Annotated in this window: 20 protein-coding genes; 9 read left to right on the forward strand and 11 right to left on the reverse strand. The window is 65.2% G+C overall.

Going from position 1 to position 19,206, the window contains the following annotated elements:
* Positions 1-31 precede the first annotated feature (31 nt).
* From OIE68_RS25305 to typA, 6 genes are all read right to left on the reverse strand, one after another.
* Positions 32-451, reverse strand: a complete 420-nt coding sequence (locus tag OIE68_RS25305) for a hypothetical protein (protein WP_327093582.1) — start codon at positions 449-451, stop codon at positions 32-34.
* 236 nt (positions 452-687) lie between these two features.
* Complete coding sequence (locus OIE68_RS25310) at positions 688-846, reverse strand: hypothetical protein (protein ID WP_169338103.1); 159 nt, start codon at positions 844-846, stop codon at positions 688-690.
* Positions 847-866: 20 nt separating this feature from the next.
* Positions 867-2,333: an amino acid permease gene (locus tag OIE68_RS25315; RefSeq protein WP_327093583.1), complete on the reverse strand. Its 1,467-nt coding sequence runs from the start codon at positions 2,331-2,333 to the stop codon at positions 867-869.
* Positions 2,334-2,430: 97 nt separating this feature from the next.
* Positions 2,431-3,303 (reverse strand): N-acetyl-1-D-myo-inositol-2-amino-2-deoxy-alpha-D-glucopyranoside deacetylase, encoded by an 873-nt coding sequence (gene mshB, locus OIE68_RS25320; protein WP_327093584.1) that lies wholly within the window; start codon positions 3,301-3,303, stop codon positions 2,431-2,433.
* On the reverse strand, positions 3,300-5,033 hold the full coding sequence (locus OIE68_RS25325) for an ABC transporter family substrate-binding protein (RefSeq protein ID WP_327101800.1): 1,734 nt from the start codon (positions 5,031-5,033) through the stop codon (positions 3,300-3,302). Before OIE68_RS25325 ends, mshB begins: the two co-directional genes overlap by 4 nt.
* A gap of 99 nt (positions 5,034-5,132) precedes the next feature.
* Positions 5,133-7,031, reverse strand: a complete 1,899-nt coding sequence (gene typA, locus OIE68_RS25330) for a translational GTPase TypA (RefSeq protein ID WP_327093585.1) — start codon at positions 7,029-7,031, stop codon at positions 5,133-5,135.
* Between the two features lie 154 nt (positions 7,032-7,185).
* On the opposite strand from typA, the gene OIE68_RS25335 reads away from it, so the two are divergent.
* Together OIE68_RS25335 and OIE68_RS25340 are read left to right on the forward strand one after the other, a co-directional pair.
* Positions 7,186-7,362 (forward strand): hypothetical protein, encoded by a 177-nt coding sequence (locus tag OIE68_RS25335; RefSeq protein WP_085998628.1) that lies wholly within the window; start codon positions 7,186-7,188, stop codon positions 7,360-7,362.
* Between the two features lie 54 nt (positions 7,363-7,416).
* On the forward strand, positions 7,417-7,713 hold the full coding sequence (locus OIE68_RS25340) for a 4a-hydroxytetrahydrobiopterin dehydratase (RefSeq protein WP_327093586.1): 297 nt from the start codon (positions 7,417-7,419) through the stop codon (positions 7,711-7,713).
* Here the strand turns inward: OIE68_RS25340 and OIE68_RS25345 are convergent.
* Positions 7,652-8,878, reverse strand: a complete 1,227-nt coding sequence (locus OIE68_RS25345) for a mannosyltransferase (RefSeq protein WP_327093587.1) — start codon at positions 8,876-8,878, stop codon at positions 7,652-7,654. The two genes, OIE68_RS25340 and OIE68_RS25345, sit on opposite strands and share 62 nt — an antisense overlap.
* Positions 8,879-9,215: 337 nt before the next feature.
* On the opposite strand from OIE68_RS25345, the gene OIE68_RS25350 reads away from it, so the two are divergent.
* Both OIE68_RS25350 and OIE68_RS25355 read left to right on the forward strand, forming a co-directional pair.
* Positions 9,216-10,010, forward strand: a complete 795-nt coding sequence (locus OIE68_RS25350; RefSeq protein ID WP_327093588.1) for a hypothetical protein — start codon at positions 9,216-9,218, stop codon at positions 10,008-10,010.
* A gap of 123 nt (positions 10,011-10,133) precedes the next feature.
* Entirely contained in the window at positions 10,134-10,511 is a 378-nt protein-coding gene (locus tag OIE68_RS25355; RefSeq protein WP_327093589.1) for a hypothetical protein, read from the forward strand.
* Positions 10,512-10,672: 161 nt separating this feature from the next.
* On the opposite strand, the gene OIE68_RS25360 is transcribed toward OIE68_RS25355, so the two are convergent.
* The 3 genes from OIE68_RS25360 to OIE68_RS25370 form a co-directional block, all read right to left on the reverse strand.
* Positions 10,673-11,380, reverse strand: coding sequence for a DUF1906 domain-containing protein (locus OIE68_RS25360; RefSeq protein WP_327093590.1), 708 nt, complete (start codon positions 11,378-11,380; stop codon positions 10,673-10,675).
* A gap of 179 nt (positions 11,381-11,559) precedes the next feature.
* Positions 11,560-12,687: a hypothetical protein gene (locus OIE68_RS25365; RefSeq protein ID WP_327093591.1), complete on the reverse strand. Its 1,128-nt coding sequence runs from the start codon at positions 12,685-12,687 to the stop codon at positions 11,560-11,562.
* A gap of 238 nt (positions 12,688-12,925) precedes the next feature.
* A complete protein-coding gene (locus OIE68_RS25370) occupies positions 12,926-13,531 on the reverse strand; it encodes a CHAP domain-containing protein (protein WP_327093592.1) in 606 nt (201 codons plus the stop codon).
* 218 nt (positions 13,532-13,749) lie between these two features.
* On the opposite strand from OIE68_RS25370, the gene OIE68_RS25375 reads away from it, so the two are divergent.
* From OIE68_RS25375 to OIE68_RS25390, 4 genes are read left to right on the forward strand one after another with little or no spacing between them, the layout of a single operon-like run.
* The gene (locus OIE68_RS25375; protein WP_327101801.1) at positions 13,750-14,400 is read left to right on the forward strand and encodes an ABC transporter permease; all 651 of its coding nucleotides are present in this window, start codon (positions 13,750-13,752) and stop codon (positions 14,398-14,400) included.
* Positions 14,393-15,586, forward strand: a complete 1,194-nt coding sequence (locus OIE68_RS25380) for an ABC transporter ATP-binding protein (RefSeq protein WP_327093593.1) — start codon at positions 14,393-14,395, stop codon at positions 15,584-15,586. The genes OIE68_RS25375 and OIE68_RS25380 overlap by 8 nt, the downstream gene beginning before the upstream one ends.
* Entirely contained in the window at positions 15,583-16,362 is a 780-nt protein-coding gene (locus tag OIE68_RS25385; protein ID WP_327093594.1) for an ABC transporter permease, read from the forward strand. The genes OIE68_RS25380 and OIE68_RS25385 overlap by 4 nt, the downstream gene beginning before the upstream one ends.
* Positions 16,359-17,324: a glycine betaine ABC transporter substrate-binding protein gene (locus OIE68_RS25390; RefSeq protein WP_327093595.1), complete on the forward strand. Its 966-nt coding sequence runs from the start codon at positions 16,359-16,361 to the stop codon at positions 17,322-17,324. Before OIE68_RS25385 ends, OIE68_RS25390 begins: the two co-directional genes overlap by 4 nt.
* A gap of 41 nt (positions 17,325-17,365) precedes the next feature.
* Here OIE68_RS25390 and OIE68_RS25395 read toward each other — a convergent pair whose 3' ends face one another.
* Positions 17,366-18,019, reverse strand: coding sequence for a TIGR03086 family metal-binding protein (locus OIE68_RS25395; RefSeq protein ID WP_327093597.1), 654 nt, complete (start codon positions 18,017-18,019; stop codon positions 17,366-17,368).
* Between the two features lie 110 nt (positions 18,020-18,129).
* On the opposite strand from OIE68_RS25395, the gene OIE68_RS25400 reads away from it, so the two are divergent.
* On the forward strand, positions 18,130-19,101 hold the full coding sequence (locus OIE68_RS25400; protein ID WP_327093598.1) for a helix-turn-helix transcriptional regulator: 972 nt from the start codon (positions 18,130-18,132) through the stop codon (positions 19,099-19,101).
* The last annotated feature ends 105 nt before the right edge of the window (positions 19,102-19,206 follow it).

Raw genomic sequence — 19,206 nt, forward strand, 5'->3', positions numbered from 1 at the left:
GTGGGCGCGACACAGTCTTCCGACAGAAGAGTCAGTGGCTGCTGAACAGACCGGCGTTGCTTCGGATGTAGATGTAGAGGAGGGGCGGGACAAGGCCGCAGAACAGGAGCAGCAGGGTGCGCCAGTCGCTGCCCAGCATGATGTCGCCACCGGGACCAGTTACGGAGCAGGTCAGGAAGCCGAGGGTCCAGGCGGCTACGGGGAGGAACATTGCGCTTACGCGGTGGGTTATGGAGCGGACTCCCATTACCAGGAGGACGTTTACTACCCCGGCCAGCACTGCGGAAAGGGGGAAGGCGATGGTGTTGATATAGGTGGGGAGGTAGAGGACCTCGAGGGCGAGGGCGATCAGGGCGTCCAAGACCAAGACGGCGATGATTGCCGGACCCAGAGGGAGGTTTTCATGGGTGCCGTAGGTGCGGTCCGGCGCCTTGTCGAAGGTGACGCTCACGGCTGCGCCTCGCTGACGCTCAGCTCCACCGTGCGCGACGGCGCGCTGTGCTTATGGTTCACTCGCTGACGCTCGCTCACGGCTGCGCCTCGCTGACGCTCAGCTCCACCGTGCGCGACGGCGCGCTGTGCTTATGGTTCACTCGCTGACGCTCGCTCACGGCTGCGCCTCGCTGACGCTCAGCTCCACCGTGCGCGACGGCGCGCTGCGTTTACGGTTCACTCGCTGACGCTCGCTCACGCGACCGGCGGGAAACCGAGGAGGGTGAGCAGGTGGCTCTGCATATCGACGAACGCGTACAGCACCGACATGTAGAGGTCGTGCTGTTGCTGCGCGCCAGGGCGCAGGCTGTCCACGAAGGCAGCGATGGCGTTCTGCAGATCCCAGTTGTACATGATCGGAGTCTAAGCCGAAATCACTCGCCTTCAATGGGGATATTGGCGACGACCGGGAATTCTCCGGTATAGCCCTTGCGCATCCGGGCGATCTCGAGCACCCGTTTGCGGGCTGCGAACCAGCCGATGATCAGCATCGGAATGAGCACCGCGAGCGAGGCGACGGTCCAGGTGCCGACCGGATAGTCAACACCGGTGAGCACCACCACGAAGAACAGGAATACCAGCGTGATCAGGCCGGTCCACGGCGCACCCCACATGCGGAACTGCGGCCGCTGGAGTTTGCCATGCTTCCACCAGCGCCACAGCTGCAACTGGCACAGCACAATGGTGGCCCAGGACGCGACAATGCCGAGCGAGGCCATATTCAGCACGATCTCGAAGGCGCGCTCGGGCACGATGCCATTGAGCGCGATACCGCAGAGCGCGATCAGGCTGGTCAGCATGATGCCGCCGTAGGGCACACCATTACTGCCCATCACCCCGGTGAACTTGGGCGCGCTGCCGTTCATCGACATCGACCGCAGAATGCGCCCGGTGGAATACAGGCCCGCATTCAGACTGGAGAAGGCGGCCGTCAGCACGACGACGTTCATGATGCTGCCGATACCGGGCACACCGAGCATAGTGAAGAAGGTGACGAACGGGCTCTCGCCGGACTTGTAGCTGGTGTAGGGCAGCAGCAGTCCCAGCAGTACGAGCGAGCCCACGTAGAAGACCGCGATCCGCAAGATGACCGAATTGATCGCGCGCGGCATGATCTTCGCCGGATTCTCCGTCTCCCCCGCCGCGGTGCCCACCAATTCCACAGCGGCATAAGCGAATACGACACCCGAGGTGACCACGACCAGCGGCAGGATCCCGGCCGGGAAGAGTCCGCCGTGATCGGCGACGACGCTCGGACCGGTCGCCGCACCCTTGACGGTGAATCGGCCGATCAGGAATACCGTGCCGATGATCAGGAACGCACTCAGCGCTGCCACCTTGACGAGCGCGGCCCAGAATTCCATCTCACCGAACCACTTCACCGAGACCAGATTGACCCCGAGCACGAGCACAAGCGCGATGAGCGCGAGCACCCACTGCGGTATATGAGTGAATCCGGCCCAGTAGTGAAAATATTGGGCAATCGCGGTGGTGTCCGCGATACCGGTCATCGACCAGTTCAGGAAGTACATCCATCCGGCGATGAATGCGGCCTTCTCACCGAAGAATTCGCGGGCATAGGAAACGAACGAACCGGACGAAGGCCGGTGCAGCACCAGCTCACCGAGCGCGCGCAGAATGAAGAATACGAATACACCGCAGACCGCGTAGACCACGAACAGCCCTGGTCCCGCACTCGCGAGCCGACCGCCCGCACCGAGGAACAGACCGGTGCCGATCGCGCCGCCCATGGCGATCATCTGCAGCTGACGCGGTTTGAGACTCTTGTGGTATCCGTGATCCTCGATGCTGAGGTGAGCCTTGTCGCCGACCGCTGTCATGAACCGCTTTGCCCTCCACATCGATGTCCGAAATCACAAAGACGGTACTCGCCGCCGAAAACGGCAACGACAGCAACCCTCAGGCAACGCTCGGAAATTACAGGCCCGCGAACAAGTCGTGTTCACGCCCGTCGGCCCCGACCGGACCGCGCGTACCACGGACCAAAATGAAGTGCTCCTCCGGAAGTACGGGCTGCGCAACATTATTGGACAGCACGAACTCGCGCCCCGACGGCGCGACCGTCACCTGCGTGGCATGCGCCCGCAATGCCGCCCGCTTGGCGGCCAGCGAATCGGATACATCGATGGTGGTCGTCACCGTATGACTCGGCACGCTCGCGAGTTCCCCCGTGCCGGGCAACCGCCAGCCGCGCGGCAATGCGCCGGGCAGCCCCTCCACGGTCCGCCGGGCCAGCGCCTCGGTGTGCAGGCGCAACATATCTGCGTCGGTGACCGTCCAATAGACCTTCGGGGTGTCCCAGCCCTGCTCGACCGCAGCGGTCACCGCCGCCGAGGTTACCCAGTGCGCCCGAATATGGTCCGGATGCCCGTAACCACCGCGCGGGTCATAGCCGACCACCACCTCGGGCCGCAGTTCCAGCACGATCGCGGTCAGTGCCTCCACCGCGGCAGCACCGGAATGCACGAAGGCCCGCGGATTCTCAGCCGCCGCCGTGCCCGCCATACCGGAGTCGCGCCAGCGGCCCGCACCGCCGAGGAACCGCGGCGGCCCGGCCTTCAGCGCGGTCAGCGCGGTGGTCAGCTCCGCGATCCGGTAGCCGCCCAACTGATCGGCGTGCTCGGCGGCCAATTGTGCCCATTCGTCGCCGATCACCTCACCCTCTTCACCGAGAGTGCAGGTCACCACCGTCACCGGTACGCCGCGGCGGCGGTAGTGCGCGATGCTGCCGCCGGTGGTGATGGACTCGTCGTCCGGATGGGCGTGCACCAGCAGCAGTCCACCGGTCATGGGATCCTGCGCCACATCGCCGCATCACCGAAGATGCCGACCTGAATGGCGCCGCTCAACGACGCACCGTCCACGCGCGGGCCGGATGCGGCGACCACATTGTCCTGCACGATCGGCAGCACCGTCGCCAATGCCCACAGCCGCGGCTCTGCATCGGCCAGTGCCCGGCCAACCTCGACACCGCGCAATGATTCGTCGATCGAGGGCTGCAGTCCGGGCTCGCAGATGCCGGACAGATTGCTCGGCGCCTTCTTGGCCGCCTCGATGGCGGTCTGCGAATCCCCGTTGGTGGCACCGGTATCCACCGGCGGGCAGCCGTAACGTGATGCGAGCACGGTGGCCGGATCCGAACCGGCGACCTCCCAGCCGACGATAGCGTCCACGCCGCTCTCGGTGAGTTCCTTGCCGTAGAGGGCATCGGCCGCGAGACTGCGCACGCTGGCATCGATTCCGGCACTGCGCAATTGGTCCGCGGCGGTATTGGCGACGGCGAGCGCGGTGGCGTCACCGGTTACCGCGCCGATCCGAATCGCCAGTGCCTTACCGTTTTTCGCGACCGAGCGGGGCTGCGGTGCGGGTGAGGTAGGCGACTGTACCGGCGGTGTCTCCGGCGCCCGACCGTAACCCGCCTCAGCCAACAGTGCGAACGCCTCCTCGGCGGACGGTCGCGGCGGCGCGGTCGGTGCATATCCGGGATCCGACGGTGTCAAGATCTGCGCGCGCACCGGCTCGACCCAGCCGCCGGTCTGCCCGGCGACGGTGGCCAGCAGCGTCGGATCGATCAGCGCGGTCACCCCGCGCCGCACCCGTGGATCGCTGAGATCGCCACTGCGCCCATTGATTGCGAATTGCAGCTCACGCGACTGCGGCATGATCACGGTGCGCACCGACGGGATCGCCGCCAGCTGCGCCTGGGTCGCGACACCACCGTGCACCAGCGCCATCTGCGCGTCACCGGTGCGCAGCGAATCGGCCAGCTGCGCGGGAGTTCCGCCGCGGCGCAACAGAATCTGATCCGGAGCCGCGGGCGTACCCCAGTACCGATCATTGCGTTCGAGCAGGATCTCGTCGCGTCCGCGGTCGGTCGATTTGATCCGGAAGTTGCCGCCCGACACCTGAACGCCCTCGACCAGACCGGTGGCGAAACCGCCGGGCTGGTCCTTGATCAGATGCGAGGGCAGCAGATTCGTGAACAGCTCACGCCAGGCCGGATACGCCTCGGTCATCGTGACGGTGACCGTCTTGCCGCCGCCGGAGGAGCTGATATCGGCAATGTGGCGATAGCCCGCCGGATCGACGACACCCGGCTGGGTGATCATCTGCTGCCACAGGAACCGGAAGTCCTCCGCCGCGATCGGCGCACCATCGGACCAGTTCGCCTGGTTGCGCAGCGTATAGGTGATGGTGAACGGTTCCTGCGCGGTCACCTCGGCCGAGACCACCAGCGCGGTATCCGGCACCCATTCGGTGGCGCCGGGCACGCCGGGATTCGGTACCGGCCGAAACGGGCTCGGCAGCACCATCGAGCTCACCGCAGCGGTGGCCGGTGACTGATCGGAACGCAGGTGCGGATTGAACCCGATGCCGATGTCGTCGATGGCCACCACGACGGTGTTCTTGCCGGGCTTGGCCGGTGTCGTCTTCGGGCTGTCGGTGCTCTCGATCGGCGGTGGCGGATTCGCGGTGCAGCTGGCGAGCACCACGGAGGAGGCCGCCATCATGATCAGCATCGCGCGTCGTATAGCCCCCGAGCTCACGTGCCGCACTCTACTTGGCCTCGCCGTCGCTCGGCCGAGTAGATCGCGACCTTGCCGAAATGGCCCCATGCCTTACAGCGCAGCCCGGTCCCGAGCCTTCCGTCGCGACAGTTCGCGACCGCGTTCGGTGGCACCGAGGATGACCTTGCGCACCCGCACGATCTCCGGCGTGACCTCGACACATTCGTCGGCGGCACAGAACTCCATCGCCGCCTCCAGGTCGAGTTGCAGCGGCTTGGCGAGTGTCTCCATCACATCGGCGGTCGAGCTGCGCATATTGGTCAGCTTCTTCTCGCGGGTGACATTGATATCGAGATCCTCGGCGCGCGGGTTGATGCCGACGACATGCCCCTCGTAGGTGTCCGCACCCGGCTCCACGAAGAACTGACCGCGATCGGCCAACTGGATCATGGCGAACGGGGTCACCGAGCCCGCGCGGTCGGAAACCAGCGAACCGGTGTGGCGGGCGCGGATCTCACCGGCCCACGGTGCGTAGCCGTGCGAGACCGCGTTGGCGATACCGGTGCCGCGGGTTTCGGTGAGGAAGTCGGTGCGGAAGCCGATCAGGCCGCGCGATGGAACGATGAACTCCATCCGCACCCAGCCCGCGGCGTGGTTGTTCATCTGGACCATCTTGCCCTTGCGGGCGGCGAGCAGCTGCGTGATCGCGCCGAGGTACTCGTCGGGGCAGTCGATGGTCAGCTCTTCGTAGGGCTCGTGCACCTTGCCGTCGACCTGTTTGGTGACCACCTGCGGCTTGCCGACGGTCAACTCGAAGCCCTCGCGACGCATCTGCTCGACCAGGATGGCCAGCGCCAGCTCACCGCGGCCCTGCACCTCCCAGGCGTCCGGGCGGCCGATATCGAGTACACGCAGCGAGACATTGCCGACCAGCTCGGAGTCCAGCCGCGACTTCACCATGCGCGCGGTCAGCTTGTGGCCCTTCACCCGGCCGACCATCGGTGAGGTGTTGGTGCCGATGGTGACCGAGATGGCCGGCTCATCAACGGTGATACGCGGCAGCGCGACGGGATTGTCGATATCGGCAAGGGTGTCGCCGATCATGATCTCCGGGATCCCCGCGATGGCCACGATGTCACCGGCCTCGGCGACCTCGCCGGGCTGACGCTCGACGCCGATGGTCTGCAGCAGTTCGGTGATCTTGACCTGCTTGATGCCGTCGCCGTGCATCCACGCGACGTTCTGGCCCTTGCGCAGCTCACCGCTGTAGATGCGGACCAACGCGAGGCGACCCAGGAAGGCCGAGGCGTCGAGGTTGGTGACGTGCGCCTGCAGCGGCGCGGTCGGATCGCCCTTGGGCGCCGGGATGTTCTCCAGCAGCACGTCGAACAGGGCGTCCAGGTTGTCCGCGGCCGGCGCGCTGCCGTTCTCGGGACGTTCCTTGGAGGCCTTGCCCGCACGGCCGGAGGCGTAGAGGACCGGCAGGTCCAGCGCGAGTTCGGCGGCCTCGGCAGCCTCGTCGTCCAGATCGGAGGCCAGGTCGAGCAGCAGATCGTGGCTCTCCTCGACAACCTCTTCGATGCGGGCGTCGGGGCGGTCGGTCTTGTTCACCACCAGGATGACCGGCAACTTCGCGGCCAGCGCCTTGCGCAGCACGAAGCGGGTCTGGGGCAGCGGTCCCTCGGACGCGTCGACCAGCAGCACGACACCGTCGACCATGGACAGACCGCGCTCGACCTCACCACCGAAATCGGCGTGGCCCGGAGTGTCGATGACGTTGATCACGGTGACCGAACCGTCCTGATGGTGCCGGTGCACCGCGGTGTTCTTGGCGAGAATGGTGATGCCCTTCTCGCGCTCCAGGTCACCGGAGTCCATCACACGATCGACGAGCTCGGCGCGTTCGGCGAAGGCGCCGGACTGGCGCAGCATGGCGTCGACCAGCGTCGTCTTACCGTGGTCGACGTGGGCCACGATGGCGACGTTGCGAAAATCGCGTGCAGACGACACGCCTCAATCCTCCTGCTGTTGGTATAGATGCCGGCCGACCCTTTGCAAACAGGTGGAGAATCGATACTCACCAGGGCATTGCGGCCAGTTACACAGTACCGGCATTCGAATGGCTCGCAGACCACGCACTCCGCTAAGGGTATGCTAACCAATCATGGGCAAGGTCAAGGCGAAGAAGGTTTCTAGCCTCAAACCGAAGAAGAAGTGCTGTCGCAAGAAGACGCGCTGCTTGAAGTGCCCGGTTGTCATCATGCGGATGAAACGCCTGGAAGCGGCCGGTTGCTGCGGTAAGGAACTGAAGAAGGGCCTCAAGAAGGCCCGCGCCGCCTGATCGACGAATTCGGATTCCCTGATGGCTTCGCGCGCCACGGGGTACAACTCAGCCATGAGCGAACCGAAACTAACTGAGGCAGAACTCACCGAAGCTTTGACCGAGCTGTCGGACTGGACCCGGTCCGGCGACACCATCACCCGCACGATCGAGGCCGAGACCTTTCCCGCGGGCATCGAACTCGTGCGTCAGGTCGCCGAAGTCGCCGAGAAAGCGAACCATCATCCGGATATCGATATCCGCTGGCGTCGGGTGACCTTCGCCCTCTCGACCCACGACTCGGGCGGACTCACCGCGCTGGACGTGTCGCTGGCTCGCGAGATAGATCGGCTTGCGGCGCAATCCGATTGACCATGCGCCCGGACCAGATCACCCAGCCGTAGAGCACCAGCACGCCGAGCACGTCCACGGCACCGAGCCAGGACAGCACCCCCGGCCGCGAGATGGTCCAGATCGACGGCTGGGCGAACGAGAGCACCCACGGCACGCCGACCAGGGTCGTGACCAACCAATATCCGGCGAGTATCCGAGCGCCGGGCGCCTGCCGCAGCGGCCCGTACACCAACCACATCACCGTGGGCAGCAGCCACACGAAGTGATGCGACCAAGAGATGGGCGAGACCATCAGCCCGAACAGTTGCACGATGATCAGGGTGCCCAACCGATCGTCGGGACCCAGTGCGCGCCAAGCGAAGAAGGCCAGGATGGCGACCACCGCGACGGACGCCAACCACCACGGCCCGGATTGGACGTCATGACCGAGCAGACGGCTCAGCGCACCGCGTAGGGACTGATTCCAGACCGAGCCCACCGGACCGATCCGATCCGCGTCACCGAGCAGCGTGCCGAAGTACCGTTTGGCCTCCTTGTGGTTGATCAGGAAGCTGACCCCGACCGTCGCACCGAAAACCACCGCCGACCACACCGCGGTCCCCCACCGCCGCCGCGCTACGAAGTACAGCCCCGAAATCGCCGGTGTCAGTTTGATTCCCGCGATCACACCGATCAGTCCGCCGGACAGCCACCATCGCGAACTACGCACCGCGAGCATGGCCCCGAGCACCAGGAACACATTGACCTGGCCGTAGTCGATGGTGGTCCGCACCGGCTCCATCCAGATGCCGATCGCGGTCCACCAGACCGCGGCGGTGCGCCACCGCGGCTCGCCCATCCGCTCCGCACCGAGGATCAATTCGAAGGCGATCCACACCACTACATACAGCGCGACGACAATGGCCAGCAGCCAGAGCACCGCGATCACGGTGAACGGAAAATAGTGCAGTGGGAAGAAGACGAGCGCCGCGAACGGCGGATAGGTGAACGGCAGCGGGAAGTCCGGGGTCTTCTCGGCGTAGGTGAAGTCATAGAGCCGGTCGGTGAGCAGGGCCGCCGAACCGTCGACATAGACGTGCAGATCGACGAGATTCATCCCGTTCTTCGTCAGCAGCATCCACAGCAGCCTGGCCAATACGGACAGACCGAGCACCGGCACAGCCAATCGGAGACTTCGGTTCAATTCGCAGGCTTTCGAGTCGGTTCCGGGAAGGCTGCGACTAGCCTAACCGGCGCCGTGAGAGATCCCATCAATCCCCTGGACCGACCCCGGCGTGCGCATCGAGCCCGGAGACGGTAGCTTTCGTACCGCAACCGCCGATTACCACTGATAACATTTGCATCACCTTTCACTCTGGTAACAGCGGAAAAGCGCTAGCGTCTGATAACACTGAGCGTCCACAACAGAAGTAGGGGCACGGCGGCTGTACAACATGCAGTCATGTCCCTAGAGTGACCCCGAAACGATGGCTTTTTGCATCGCTCCTGTGATGTACCCGAGGTTAAGGACGGCTAGACCAGTGCTTCGCACCCGAGGATCGCGGATTGCCTTGTCCGCGCTCGCCATCGCAGCGAGCGCGTCGCTCGTTGCGCCGTCGACGGCAGTCGCGGCACCGGCCCCCGCGCCCGTTGCACCGAGGAACACCATTCCGATGGTTCCCGAGGGCGTCCCGATCGATGCGCTCGCCTCGCTGGCCCCGGCCATAGTCGGCGCCATCGCTGGGCCCGCCGATGCCAAGCCGATCGCGGATGCCCCGAAGAACACCATCCTCGACCAGGTCCGAGCGCTGCTCAACGCGCTGAACCTGCCGCCGCAGATCAAGTCCACGCTGGAACGGATCATCACCTTCCTGGACGGCAGCGGCGGCGGCGGCCCGGAGGTCCCGCAGGGCGGCCCGGCCATCGCTCAGTTCCTCTATCCGAGCATCGGCAAAGGTTGCATCGGCGACGGCGCCGATTCGATCGGCACCGCACTCGCCGTCCCCGGCCCGGCCGAGCTGCCGCCGCCGGGACCGCAGGCCGGTCAGACCGGATTCGTATTCACCGCGCTCGGCACCAAGTCGCCGACGCCGGATCAGAATCCGCCGATGACGGTCCAGTGGCTGAACCTCGACACCCGTCAGTCCGGCGTCCAGCCGCTGACCGACGAGGCGAAGATCAACCCGGACGGTCCGGCCACGCTTTCCGCGATCGTCAATACCGGCTCGGGCCGGGTCGTCGCGGTCGTCGGCGGTTCGCTGACCACCCAGGCCGCTGACGCCGCCCCGCGGACCTGCTCGTTCCTGCCGATGCTCGGCTTCTTCACGGTCGCCTAGCTGCTGGTGCTTTCGAAGCCCGGTGCACCTGAGGGGTCACCGGGCTTCGCTCTTTGTCGACACACGTGGTGCGAATCGCTGCGATAGCGCGCCGTCATGAAGGGACTGTGGTAGACCGAAGTCATGGCGACTGTCGATGATTCGCTTCGGTCCGGTCCCTCGATCCATCCGGGTCATTCGATCCGGAGCAGGCGTTCGCGTCGATCGATCCTGTCCTTCCGCTCGGAAGGCTCGATTCTGTCCATCGGCTCGGCCTACTCGATCCTATCGATCGGCAGCGTGGGCTCGGTGCTGTCCATCGGGGCCGTCGGATCCTTCGGCTCGGTGATCTCGTCCTTCTCCATCGGCAGCGTCGGCTCCGCCTTTTCCGGCATCTCCCGCTGGTCGCTGTTCTCCTGGCGCGGCGACCACGAGGCACCCGACAATCGGCCCATGCTCCGTGTGGTTCCCGACGACGAACCCGAACTCCGCTTGGCGCCCACCTGCCACTGCCAGACTTGACCGCCTCCCCGAATATTTAGGCCATAGCAGTAAGTGCCACTGAAGTTACGTTCAGGTCCTGCGTCAGATACCTGGTCGGATTTTGGAGGTACCCGACGAGGTTCTTCCGAAATCAGTTGGTCAGTCGGCATTCGCCGGAACTACATGACCCTCAAATATCTTCACCACTGGCCGTACTCGGGGGCCAAGACATTGTTGACATCGACACCGATGCCGTCGATGGCGCGTTTGTCGATCTCGATCTGGTGTAGATGCGCGGACGGGTGTACGAAACCCTTGGGTGTGCCCCAATTGTGCTGCCAGTACCAGGAACCCAGGCCCGCGGCGCGTGCCAGTTCGATGGTCGGCGCATTGGCGTAGATGCCGACGTTCTGTTTGCCGAGCACCGACTCCCAGCCGAGGATGTACGCCGCGATCATGGTCGCGAAATCTGCCGGGGTCGGATTGTCATCGATGGACGCGTAAATCGGCCGGTTCTCCGGACCGCCCGCGGCCAGATGCAGTTCCAGGCCGCGGTCGGCATGCTTCTTGCCCGCCTCCAGGCCACCGCGCCAATCGGCGGTCGGACCCTTGCCGAACTGGTAGTTCGACACGATCGTCAGCCCGGCAGCGTGCAGTTGGTCGACCTCCCTTGCGCGCAATGGCTTCCCCTCCATCCATTCGGCACCGGGACGACGATCGGAGACGTAGCGGATGACGCCGAGGTGACCGTCATCCAGGATCGCGCCGGCGGACGGAACACCGCCCGCGTAGTCGACGAGGGTGCCGAGCACACCGGCCGCCGAAGCGCGGGGCGCGGCGATCCCGACGGCGGCGGCCGCGGCGGTGTAGGTGAACAGCTGGCGGCGAGACACAGAAATGGAACGCATCGCAGGACTCCTTCGCGCAACCCCGACATGGACAGGTAGCGTGCCCGGCGCACCTTCCCCAAGGTTCACTCGCGCGCCGGGAGCCTCGAACGTGCACTCATTTCACCATATTCACATTGGAACCGCCAGACCCACTGGAAACAGGAATTTACACTTGCCACACAGGTGAAGGGCTGGTTCTAGACGATGCTGTCGAGCCGCGCCGCGACATCGATCGTGCGGCCCGAACTTTCGCTGAGTTCCTCGCGCACCACCCCGGCAACCTGCGCGACGACCTGCTTCTTGATCCCGGCCAGCACACCGAGCGTCGCCGCCCGCATCCCGCGCGCCTTGAACTCCAGCCGCAGGTCGTCGGCCGCGGGCGGCGGCACATCGATCACGATCAGCAGCGGATCGGCGGCCCGCGCGGTCAGCACCAGTGGAATCTCGACGTCGGCGCGATAGTGGTTGGCCTTGAGCACATCGACGGTGATATCCAGGCTCACCGGCAGTGTCAGATCGAAGGAAACCGGCTCGGCCGAGCGATCCGTCAGCTGCGGCACTCGAATATCGCCCTGCACCGTGACGGTGGCGGAGTCGCGCGGTCCGGCGCGCAGCGGCCCGACCTCGATAGGACGGCCCGCCATCCGCTCGACGAATTCGAAGACCCGATCGCGGGTCACGATGCGGGAGAAGAACTGATGTCCGAATTCGTCGTAGCCGATCCAGTCGAATTCGGCCTGGTCGACGTGCTCGGAATGGACGCCGTTGATGATGGCCTCGACGTCGAAGACCCGGCCGCGCCGCGCCTGCGGTTCGGCGAGCATCGCATTCACCCGATTGGCGACCTCGCGCTGCACCACCCCGGCGATCGGATCGAGCAACCACTCCCAGGCCGAATCGATGGCCTGGGCGCGCAGCACGAAGCTGACATCACGCGAGGTGATCGGCGGGATATCGATGACGATGAGCAGCGGATCCGCGGTGCGCGCATGCAGCGTGAGATCGATTTCGGCGACCGCCTCCAGCCGCATTTTCCGCCCGCCGAGCAGCACCTTCACCGACATCGTCAGCGGCACGGTCACCTCGAAGGTGACATGCGGGCCGTTGCGCAGAATGACCGGCTTGCCTACCTTGCCCTCGGCCATGAATCCGGCCAAACCCACTGGTCCGAGAGAGAACGGGCCGATTGTGATGCCGTGATCGGTCATCGCGGAGACGGCGGCCTCGATCCGTTCGGCCGTCACCGCGTGGGTGACGAACCGTTCCCCGAAGTCGGCATAGTCGATCCACACGGGATCGTCGGTCTTTTCCTCGATTGGCAGCATCAGAGTTTCCGAAACCCTCACCTCTCAACGGACAACCGACACGGTACGCGACGCAGATTTCGGCGAGGTCGGGCCGACATCCCCCACCCAGAGGTCCCTGTCCTGCTGATGAGGGGGTAGCAGGACAGGGACCCGAAAGACGGCGCTGCCGGGCGCCGCCTAGTCAATGGTAAGTGCTAGCGGAGGACCCGCCGACAATGCATAGCCACTAGGAAGACCGGCTGAGTCCCAACACTATTCACAAACGACCGAATCCCACCACCCCCGGCACCTCCACCAGTGCGAAACGATGGATCGCGACCTCGCCGAATTCATTGCCGCCGACGGTCGTCACGGTCCCGTTCGCGGCCGTGAGCACGAAATTCGTGTGCTGGTCGAAGGGGCTCCCCTCGGCATAGAGCAGCACGTCACCGGTGCGCGGCTGATACCCCGAACCGATCGGCGCGAAGCGGTCCGCGCCTTGGTAGTACTCCTGCAGCGTGTACACACCCGGAATCCGCCACGATCCGGAATTCGGATTGGCCAGCGGCGCCCCCGCCTCCCGCAGCACCCAGCTGACGAAGTCGGCGCACCACGGTTCGTCGGAACCTTCGCTGTACTTCGGACTATCACCCTGCGCCTTGAACTCGCGTTCGAGAACCGCGACGATCCGTCCCTGCGTGGGGTCCAGCCCGGACCTGTCGATCGCGGGAAATGCGGTCAAGCGGTCTCCGGTGATTGCGGGTTGTGCGCGATCCTGCCACCAGCGCACCCCGACCACACCGGCCGCGACCAGCGCAACCACCACCAGGCCCAGCAACGGCCACCAATACCGTCGCCGCTGGGCCACCTCGTGCTCCGACATATTCCTTCCCCTCGAGGCTTTCGACTCCTGATCCTTAGGACGAACGGGGCCGCCTCGTGGTTCCCGCGGATGTGGTTTCAACTGGATGGGTGCGGGGCAGTCTCTCGAAGGCACAGCGGCGGTGGACAATTGCCGACTGCCGTACCGCGCGAATTTCGTCCGGTCGAGCGGCAGGCGCGATAGTCTCGGAGGACACCGGGCGACGGGGAGGTACGGCCCTGGACACACTGTGGACATTCGTGGTGCATCGGCGCGCACAGCTGGTCACCGATTCGTATTTGCATGTCTCGGCGGTGGTGCAGTCGATACTGCTCGCGACGATCGTGGCCGTGCTGATCGGCATCCTGGTCTACCGCAGCCCGTTCGGATCCTCGGTGGCGACGGCGCTGGCCAGCGCCATTCTCACCGTTCCGTCGTTCGCACTGCTCGGGCTGCTGATTCCATTCCTCGGACTCGGTGTCGGACCGACCATTACCGCGCTGGTGCTCTATGCCCTGCTGCCGATTCTGCGCAACACCATCATCGGGTTGGCCTCGGTGGACCCGGCGATCGTGGACGCCGCGCGCGGGGTCGGCATGAATCGGCTCCGGGTGCTCGCGCGCATCGAATTGCCGCTGGCCTGGCCATCGATCCTGACCGGGATGCGGGTCAGCACTCAGATGATCATGGGCATTCTGGCCATTGCCGCCTATGCCAAGGGACCCGGACTCGGCAACCTGATCTTCTCCGGCCTGGCCCGGCTCGGTAGCCCGAATGCGGTGCCGCAGGCGCTGGTCGGGACGATCCTGATCGTCGTACTCGCGCTGGTCCTCGATGGGATCTTCGTCATCGTCGGGCGACTCACCACCTCGAGGGGAATACGTGACTGATACCGAAATCCGCGGCGACAGTACGGCATCGGCGGTATCCGGCGTCGAGATCGTGCTCGACGAGGTCACCAAACACTATCCGGGCCAACGTGATCCGGCGGTCGACCAGGTTTCGCTGACTATCCCGGCGGGCGAAATCGTCGTCCTCGTCGGGCCGTCCGGCTGCGGTAAGACCACCACCATGCGGATGATCAACCGCCTCATCGAGCCGACATCGGGCACCATCACGATCGGCGGACGCGATGTCACCGGTGTGAATCCGGACCAATTGCGCAGGGGCATCGGCTATTCCATCCAGCAGGCCGGGTTGTTTCCGCATCTGACGGTCGCGAAAAACGTTGCGACAGTGCCGGGTCTGATCGGCTGGGATCGCAAGAAGGTCGCCGCGCGGACCGACGAAATGCTCGAGCTGGTCGGCCTCGATCCCGATACCTACCGCGACCGCTATCCCAGGCAGCTCTCTGGCGGCCAGCAGCAGCGCGTCGGAGTGGCCCGTGCTTTAGCCGCCGATCCGCCGGTGCTGCTGATGGACGAGCCGTTCGGCGCGGTCGATCCGATCACCCGCGGTCTACTGCAGGACGAGCTGCTGCGGCTGCAATCCGAACTGGGTAAAACCATCGTGTTCGTCACCCACGATTTCAACGAGGCGGTGAAGCTCGGCGACCGAATCGCGGTGCTGGGCAATCAATCCCGCATTCTGCAGTACGACACCCCGGCGGCGATACTGGCAGATCCCGCGGATGAGACCGTGGCCGGTTTCGTCGGCGCGGATGCCTCGCTCAAGCAGCTCACCCTCACCCGGGTCCGCGATGTCGAGCTCGGCAGCTGCCCGACGGTCCCGGAGTCCGATTCGGTCGACAGCCTCCGCGCCGCGCTGGCCGGACGGGATTGGCCATGGGCGCTGATTCTCGACGCGCAGCAGCGGCCATTGCGTTGGGTGTCGAGTGAGCAACTGGCACAGGCGAATTCGTTGCGTGATGTCGGCTCTTCAGTCGGTGAGCAGCTTTCACTGCAATCGACACTGCAGGATGCGTTGGAGGCCTTGCTCGCCGAACAGACCGCGACCGCGGTCGTCACCGGTCGGCGCGGTGAATACGCCGGATTGATCACGATCGACACGCTCGTCGGCCATCTGTCGGCCATGCGCGCCACGCATGCGGGCGCCGAGACGGATGCGACGACATGACCACGGCGACCACCGCACCGGCCACCGCATCGCCGACGACACTGCGTCGGGCCGAACGCATCCGGCTGCTGGTCCAACCGGCGGTCGTGCTCGTGCTCACCGCGGGTGTGCTGGTGTGGGCATTCCGGCGCGATCTCACCGTCACCCAGCAGGCCAGTATCAGCGTTTCCAATATCGCGACCGTCACCTGGCAGCATGTGTTGATCACCGCGACAGTCGTGGTGATCGTCGTCGCGGTAGCGGTACCGCTGGGCACACTGCTCACCCGCCCCGGATATCGCCGTCTGGCACCACTTTTCGTCGGTATCGCCAATATCGGCGCTGCCGCACCCGCGATCGGCCTGATCGTGCTGTTCTACCTCGCTACCCATACCACAGGGTTCTGGATCGGCGTCGCGCCGATCGCCTTCTATTCACTACTTCCCGTGCTGCGCAATACGATCCTCGGCTACCAGCAGGTGGATCCCGCCGTCATCGATGCCGGACGCGGCCAGGGCATGTCGGCACCGACAGTATTGCGCCGCATCGAATTTCCGCTCGCCATTCCCTACATCCTGGCCGGGCTGCGCACCTCGCTGGTGCTGGCCGTCGGCACCGCGACGCTGTCGTTCCTGGTGAGCGCGGGTGGTCTCGGCATTCTGATCGATACCGGGTACAAGCTGCGCGATAACGTCACGCTGGTGGTCGGAGCCGTCCTCGCGGTCGCGCTGGCGCTGCTCGTCGACTGGCTCGGCGCGTTGGCCGAACAGTACTTGGGGCCGAGGGGGTTGAAGTGAGGACATGGGTGCTGGGCCTTGCGGCCGCATTCGTATTGAGCGCCTGCGGATTACAGTCCGGGAGCGCGGTGCCGCTGCGGGTAGGTCCCGGCAGTATTCGTCCGGTGCCCGAGCTCGACGGTGTCTCGATTACGGTGGGCTCCAAGGACTTCACCGAGCAGAACATCCTGGGATATCTCATCGAATTCGCCCTGTCCGCGGCGGGGGCGCAGGTCCGGGATCTGACGAATATCCAGGGCTCCAATAGTGTTCGCGATGCCCAGCTGCACGGTCAGATCGATATCTCCTACGAATACACCGGCACCGGATGGATCAACTATCTCGGCAACGAGACACCGGTTCCGGATGAGGTCGGGCAGTTCGAGGCGGTTCGCGACGCGGATCTGGCCGCGCACGGCATCGTGTGGACGGATATGGCCCCCATGAACAACACGTACGCGCTGGTGATGAGCGCCGATACCGCGAAGGAGACCGGTGTCGTCACGCTGTCCGACTATGCCCGGCTGATCGCTACCGACCCGGCCGCCGCCGCGACGTGCGTCGGCACCGAATTCAATGTGCGCCAAGACGGTTATCCCGGAATGGCGCGCAAGTACGGAATCGATGTCGGCAAGGTGCGCAAGCAGATCGTGCAGGATGCGGTCGTCTATCAGGCCACCGCCGATGCCAAGCAGTGCCGGTTCGGCTCGGTCGCCGCCACCGACGGCCGGATTCCGGCGCTCGGGCTCGTCTTGCTGAAGGACGATCTGGGCTTCTTCCCGAAATACAATGCGGCACTGGTGATGCGGAAATCCTTCGCCGACGCGCATCCACAGGTCGCCGACATCATGGCACCGATATCGAAGAAGCTGACCAATGAGGCGATCACCGAATTGAATCGCCAGGTCGACGTTGATGGACGCGAACCCGCTGAGGTAGCGCGGGATTGGATGGTGGCGGAAGGGTTCGTCACAGCTCGCTGACGGGTCTGAGCGTGCACTTTGCACGCTCGGACCCGGTCGAGTCAGGCTTGCGGATCGCGACCCAGGTAGCGCAGCAATTCGGCGACCGCCGTGTCATCCTCCGCGCCGTCGACGATCGCGGCGTAGGCGCCCCACTGACGCAGCGGCTCAACAATTTCCGCCTCTGAACCGCCGCCGGGCGCGGGGTTGAGGGTCCGCGCCGCAGTGAGCAGGTGACCGGCGAGTTCATCGTTCAACGGGGACGGCTGTCCGGTCGCGATCGCGATATCCCAGGCGTGCACAGCCGCGTCCAAGGCGCACATGACCGCGGCGACCGGGGTCGGCAGCGCGCCGTGCGGCAGCGGGGTGGGTACGGTCTCGGTCTCGTCGGTGACGGTGGCCCAGGCGGTCGCGGTCTGCTCGACCGCATCGCGCACCAACTCGGCGGCCGTGCCGTCGATGGCACCGGACGGGGCGAAGGGATTGTAGGTGGGGCCGATTCCGATACCGAGCGCCTTGGCGAAGGCGAGCTGATCGCCTGCGGCGTGCTGAATCACCTGCGTGACATCCCATTCCGAGCACGGGGTCGCCAGCTGCCACTGGTCGTCGCCGATACCGGGGACCACATCGGTCAGAGCGCGGTAGGAGGTGGCGAGGACATCGCGCCAGACGGGGCGCAGGGTCGCGGTGGCGTCGGCGGCGGTGGTGATGTTCATGGCTGGCCTTTCGTTTTCCTTCTTGCTGATGTCACCAAGCCTATGAGGCCATTAGGCTAGTTTCGTTCCTAATACATCGGCTTCATCCAAAAAGATTTCCGGAGGCGACGGTGGCGGCCACCACAACACGAGTTCTTCGCCTGCTCTCGCTGCTGCAGGACCGCGCACATACCGGCCGTGAGCTGGCCGAACGGCTCGACATCACGGACCGGACGCTGCGCAACGACATCCAGCGACTGCGCGAACTCGGCTATCCGGTGCATGCCGAGCGGGGTGCGATCGGCGGCTACCGGCTCGGTCGCGGCAGCACCATGCCGCCGCTGCTGCTCGACGACGACGAGGCCGTCGCGGTGGCCGTGGCCATCGGCCTGGCCGAGGACGGCTCCACCGGCATCGCCGATATCACCGAGAACGCAGCGCGCGCACTAGCGAAGCTCGACCAGATCCTGCCGAAACGCTTGCAGCGCAAAGTAACCGCGCTGCGCGACGCGACCGCCATCGGCCCGGCGACCACCGGCTCACGCGAACCGGATGCCCCGGTCCCGGCCGCGATACTGACCACGCTTGCGAGCGCTATCCGCGATGGCGCCACCGTGCGGATCGGGCTGGATCCCGACGCGGACAACGAAATCGAGCCCTATCGTCTGATCAACTGGCAGCGCCGCTGGTATCTGGTCGCCTACGATCTCGAAACCCATTCCTGGCGTGCGATTCCCGTCGCCCAGTTACAGCGCGCCGGCGCGGGGTCGCGCCGCTTCGCCGCACGGTCACTGCCCGACGACGATCTGGTGGCCTTCGTCATGCGCCATATCGCCAGCACGGGCTGGAAGGTGCATGCCCGGGTGACGGTCCTGGCGCCCGCCGAGACGGTGATCGCCCGCATCAACCCGGCCGTCGGCGTGGTGGAGGCCATCGACGCCGATACTTGCATCCTGCTGACCGGCGCGGATGCCCTGGAGACAATTGCCATCTACCTGAGCATGCTCATGATGGACTTCCGGGTCGACGGCCCGCCGGAACTGGTTGCGCACCTGCGCACCCTCGCGCGGCGTTATACCGAGTCCGTCGAACTGGCACCGTAGCGTTATCTAACGTCGCGGCAAGGCTTTTAGGTCGAAATTAGGGTGGAGTGGGTATGTGAACGGGGGGGATCAACTCTTGATCCCGAGGGAATCAGGAGGCATCAG

The organism is Nocardia vinacea, from assembly GCF_035920345.1.
GTDB lineage: Bacteria > Actinomycetota > Actinomycetes > Mycobacteriales > Mycobacteriaceae > Nocardia > Nocardia vinacea_A.